Genomic DNA, 5,313 nt, shown 5'->3' on the forward strand with positions numbered 1-5,313 from the left:
CGACCTCCTTAAGATGGCTAAAGGGCTATGACCCGTGATTAACCCATCGTACCGGAGTCGCTCGTTTTTATGCAAAGCGTAAAATTAACGCTCTACAGGAATCCTAACGGGAATCGTTAGTTCAGCGAACTATGCAGAAATCCAATCTTTCCAGAACGTAAGCGTTTTTTAGTCTTTAAGAAAAAGGTTTTTATATTGAAAATGTACTGAAAAAAATCTGTATATAAAGGGGGGCGTTCCACCTCGCATCCACCTCCACTAAGGAAAACCCGACCTCATGAGGTCGGGTTTTTGCATTTGTAATATTTGATAAGGCGAATCTTTAGTTGAGCTAACTGGCATGATAGTTACAATAAAGAATGGTAATTTATTTATAAGCAACGCGACCATACTTAATGGAGCTACCTTTTGAAGAGAATAGGACTTGGATTTTTTGCCTTGATATCGGTCTTTTTTATCGGTAACCTTATTCTAATCGCGATATTTAAACCGAATTTGGAAGGTAGTACAGCATTTTTAGTCGCATTTGGTGCCTAAACTGTCGTGGCGTTAGTTGAATATTCCTTATTGAGAAAGAGACGCAAAGTTGATGATTGAGCTGCTGATGGGAGACTCTAGTTAAAAACAAAACGACAGCAGCGGGCAAGTAACCTGAAGTATTTGATTGCACCTGGAGGAACATTGATCTGGTCGTCATTCCTGACAAGAGGATTCGGACTAATAGATTAAAGTCGAAGAGGGACTGTAATCTGTAGTTCCTCTTGTTGGATATTTTTCGGTAAGCAAGGGCATAATCTACTTCCAACTTTGTTGCTGCGAACCATTAGACCACACGGATTTGATCGACAAGGTATCCGATATATTAGCGGTCGGATCACCGTTTATCAGAATAAGATCAGCGCGCGCACCTTCGGTAATGCGGCCGCGATCGTGAAGACCAAAGCAACGGGCCGGTTTGGAAGTTGCCGACTGAAGAGCTTCAATTGGAGTGAACCCGGCCTTCACCAGCAGCTGCATTTCGTGGTGGACGCTTGCTCCGTGAGCTAAGCCGCCAAGGTTCGGAACGGGAACCGGCGCGACATCCGTCCCTACCAGAATATCAACTCCGGCACGATGAAGATCCATCACATTCTTAAAGCTGTTTTCCATATTGCCTTGCGGGAACGTATTGAAGCTTGAGTTCAAAATATCGATCCAATCCGGACTTAATTTGGAATAAACCCGCGGATCATTCGCCAATTCCGATGCCGCTTTCCCAACAATAGATGAGTTCAACACCAAGCACGGTGTAACAAAAGCGCCTGAATCCACTATGGATTTCACCAACTCGGACGTGTACTCGGGTCTATCGATAAACAAGTGGCCCAAACCGTCGACTCCAAAATCGATGGCTGCTTTCGATGAAAGAGCCGTCAAGACGTGGGCGATGACCAACTTATCCAACTTGTGGGCTTCAGACACGGCTGTTTTTAGAATCTCATCGCTTAGAACAGGCAAGCCAGGTGCCCCCATGACAGTTCCTTCTTCAATCATGATCTTAATATAGTCGGCTCCATTCTCCACTTGTGTATGCACATGTTTAATCGCTTCTTCGACCGTCGTCACTTGCGGTATTTCTTCATGATCATGAGCGTATGCGGCCAACATTGCTTCCCTGTCTTCCTCCGATAATTTCTCTAGCTCCTTTAATACGAATTCCGGTATTTCATCTCCATCAGGCAGTAATTCATCTGGGTGTCCACCAGGAGCGGTAATCGCTGTACCAGCAGAACGGACATCCGCGATGTCATCCACATTTTTCAGCTGAATTTCGCGCCCTCTTTTAGTAAAATCGCCGTTCATTTCGAGTTCTGTTGTAACGCCGAATTTTAGGGCATCTCGTAATCCGCCAATTGAGGTATGGACATGTGAATCAATCAGACCAGGTATTAGTGTCGCATTTTCTCCATCGATAATCGTTGCATCGGCTGGAATGTCTCCGCCCACTGAAATAATGGACTCCCCTTTAATGACAATATGTCTGGGAGCAATAATCTGATATCCATCAAAGATTCGTACATTTGTAATCGCCGTAATTTGTTCTAACGCAGCATTTTGATTTACTTTCTCCATTTTAATTCCTCCCAATGTGTTTGTGACTCAATACATCGAAGTATAACTATTAGGAATCTAACTGTCAATGATCTAATATTTATTTGACAAGCCTGTAGGATCACTGTATATTTTAGCTACTTACAATTAGATTCCTAACAATTATAGAGGGGACTTGGACGATCATGCATTCCCGAAAAGATACGCCTTATATGGATTTGTTTCAAATCATTGGTCTTAAGTTAAAGAAAAGAGCGGATGAGAGTATAAAAGAACTAGGATTAAGTTCTCAACAAGGGAAAGTAATCGATTATATTTATGAGAACCAAAATAATCATTTAATTCAAAAGGATCTTGCAGATCGGTTTCATCTGCGTGGGGCAAGCATTACAAGCATGCTTCAAGTTCTAGAGCAAAAAGGGTTCATCGAGCGTAAAATCCCGGTCAATAATGAACGGCAAAAAAATATATATGTATTACCAAAAGCGGTTGAATTAATTGAAGGTTTTAATGACTCATTCCAAAAAGTGGAGGATGAAATCGTTCAAGCCCTTGATGACGAGGAGAAGCAAGTCTTAAAGAAATTGCTAATCAGAATTAATGAACGCATTTAAAGAATAGGATTCCCGATGAGATTATGGAAGCATCTATAACAATAACATGTTGTATCTTTTTACTTTTATTTTGGTGGTTATTTAATATAGTCGCTACACTAACCCCAATGGATCCGTGACGGATTGTTTATAAAACTTTATAAAGCTATGGGCCACAATAGCCCAATAGAAAATTGAAGGCTGCCGAAATACGGATTCGGCGGCCTTCATAATGCTAACGGCGAACGTTAGTTCGGCCAACTATTAACACTTCTTTGTTTCCAACAAGTAAGTGTCATTCAGAGAAGCCTCTATATACTGGGAATGTACTGAGAAAAAAAATTTGTATATAAAGGGGTTCAAATCCCCTCGCCTACACCATCATCGTTAAAGCCAGCCGCAAGAGGCTGGCTTTTTTGCATGGAGCGAAGGTTTGTCGATTACCCCGAGGCGAATAAAGAAATGCGACACAAGAAACCGGCATGAAATAGTCGAGTTTTGTTTGGGGGAGCCCGCAGGGAAGCTATCGGTTAAAGAGATTATTTATCGAGAAACTAAAATCGGAGGAGAACATGCACGATTCTCCAGGCCGCTTTTTACCTGATTGTTTTGCAGTAGAGCCGCTATATGTTCCATGCCAAGTTGGAGTGATCGGGAGAATTTCTTAAGAGCAAATCCGCATAGTTAAAGAATTATTTAACTTTAAAAAATGATTTTGATCGTACGGTATACTGAAAAAATACCAATTCGCATTATATTTGTAATGTCATCTTTAGTAGGACTACAACTTCTTAAGATTTGACTTATGATGTCCTGAAGAGAATGGGGGAGGCTCTGCCTTTTACAGTTACGGGCAGCATTGCCTTTGGGTATGGATGATACCTTACAATGAAATAGGACAAAACAAAGAAACAAAGAAACAAAGAATTCGGGCTAAACCTTATAATTAGTATTTGACATTCTAAAGTAGCTTGAGCGGAAAGAAAGAGGGGAGCTGGAGAAGCGGAGCGTTCGCTTTTATTCCCAGATTTCACTCCCATAGGAGAAAGAATCAAGGAAATCTGGGAACGACAGTGATCGGAAGCCCACTCTTACCCGTAGCGGTATTTCAGCTATTCCTAAGATGATTTTTAATTTTGTATAGATTAATCCTAGTAGCGAAAAGGTTATGATGTATAATAATGTTAATAGTTAGGTGCGTTTATTAGTTTTCAACATAAGAGCCTTCATACTACATACTAAATAAAGAACGGAAGGAAGCGTTGCAACCGTGTTACATTCAAGACATAAGAACCTTTTCAAAAGAGGGGCTCTAATCGTAATTGGTATTTTATTGATTGCCTTCGCAATGTCCGAATCTAGCCAAGCGTCATTCGTTGATCCCATTGATCAAACATCGGATGCAGCAAATACGATCCCGAATTCGCATGGCGGATCAAAGGGAGTAGGACAAAGCTTTACTGCAGGTAAAACAGGGTGGTTGTACGATGTTGAGGCATTTATATGGAATTCGTCAGCTACTGAGCGAGAGATAAGCTTGACGATTCATGAAGATCAAGATATCAATGGGACAGTACTAGGCGTAGCGAAGGTAAGCAGTAGTATTGTGCCTAATTATCCGGGAGGCTGGATTCGGTTTACCTTTAACGATGGGATTTACATGGAGTCTAACAAGCAGTATACCATGATGATGGAGACAACCAACAATGATCCAAATCAAGTGCTCCAAGTAACTTGGAGCATATACCAACCTAGCTCATATGCCGGCGGCACTGCTTATTATAGCGGAATTTGGAGTCATTCTAATTATGATTTTGCTTTCAGGACGTATGTAGCTTCCCAGCAAAGGGACTATTCGACCTCATTGCAGATGGAACAGCTTACAACAACTTATGGGGATACTGAGGAGATTAAAGCAACATTGCTTGATGCGCAGAATCAAGCAGTAGTGAATAAAAGAGTCACATTTTCCCTGGATGGAGCCGTTCTTGGTTCATCTAATACGAATGGAAATGGTGAAGCAGTATTTAGCTATTCGGTTAATACGGCAATAGGGAATCATACGCTAACAGCGGAATTCGCTGGAGACCCTACCCATCTTACTTCGAGTGACTCTGTTATGATGAGGGTCGATAAGAGGCCGCTTGCAGTAACCGCAAATAATGCGACGCGTGAATACGGAACGAGCAATCCGGTATTTACAGGAACGGTAACGGGTGGTTTGTCGTCAGATGGCCTTACAGCAACGTACGCAACGAGTGCTGACCAAACAAGTGATGTAGGGGGCTATGCGATTGAAGCCACGCTGGTTGATCCGAATAATAAGCTAGGGAATTACGAGGTAACGAAAACCGCAGGCAGTCTATCTGTTACGAAAGCGGCCCTTACAGTAACGGCAAATGATGCGACGCGTGAATACGGAACGAGCAATCCTGTTTTCACAGGGGCAATAACAGGCGCTTTGTCCTCGGACGGCCTTACAGCAACGTACGCAACGAGTGCTGACCAAACAAGTGATGTAGGGAGCTATGCGATTGAAGCCACGCTGGTTGATCCTAATAATAAGCTAGGGAATTACGAGGTAACGAAAACCGCAGGCAGTCTATCTGTTACGAAAGCGGCCCTTACA

At 42.3% G+C, this 5,313-nt stretch carries 3 protein-coding genes; 2 read left to right on the top strand and 1 reads right to left on the bottom strand.

What is annotated here, in order from left to right:
* Positions 1-795: 795 nt before the first annotated feature.
* Entirely contained in the window at positions 796-2,112 is a 1,317-nt protein-coding gene (locus tag AC0YN3_RS33015; RefSeq protein WP_475779056.1) for an amidohydrolase family protein, read from the bottom strand.
* A 164-nt stretch (positions 2,113-2,276) separates the two neighbouring features.
* On the opposite strand from AC0YN3_RS33015, the gene AC0YN3_RS33020 reads away from it, so the two are divergent.
* On the top strand, positions 2,277-2,705 hold the full coding sequence (locus tag AC0YN3_RS33020; protein WP_475779057.1) for a MarR family winged helix-turn-helix transcriptional regulator: 429 nt from the start codon (positions 2,277-2,279) through the stop codon (positions 2,703-2,705).
* 1,249 nt (positions 2,706-3,954) lie between these two features.
* On the top strand, positions 3,955-5,313 hold a 1,359-nt coding region (locus AC0YN3_RS33025; RefSeq protein WP_475779058.1), incomplete at its 3' end, for an MBG domain-containing protein.

This window comes from Paenibacillus sp. J22R232 (assembly GCF_056269165.1).

Bases quoted from the DNA above. Each gene is read 5' to 3' on its own strand.
- AC0YN3_RS33020 (WP_475779057.1), top strand. From the start codon at position 2,277: ATGCATTCCCGAAAAGATACGCCTTATATGGATTTGTTTCAAATCATT.
- AC0YN3_RS33015 (WP_475779056.1), bottom strand. From the start codon at position 2,112: ATGGAGAAAGTAAATCAAAATGCTGCGTTAGAACAAATTACGGCGATT.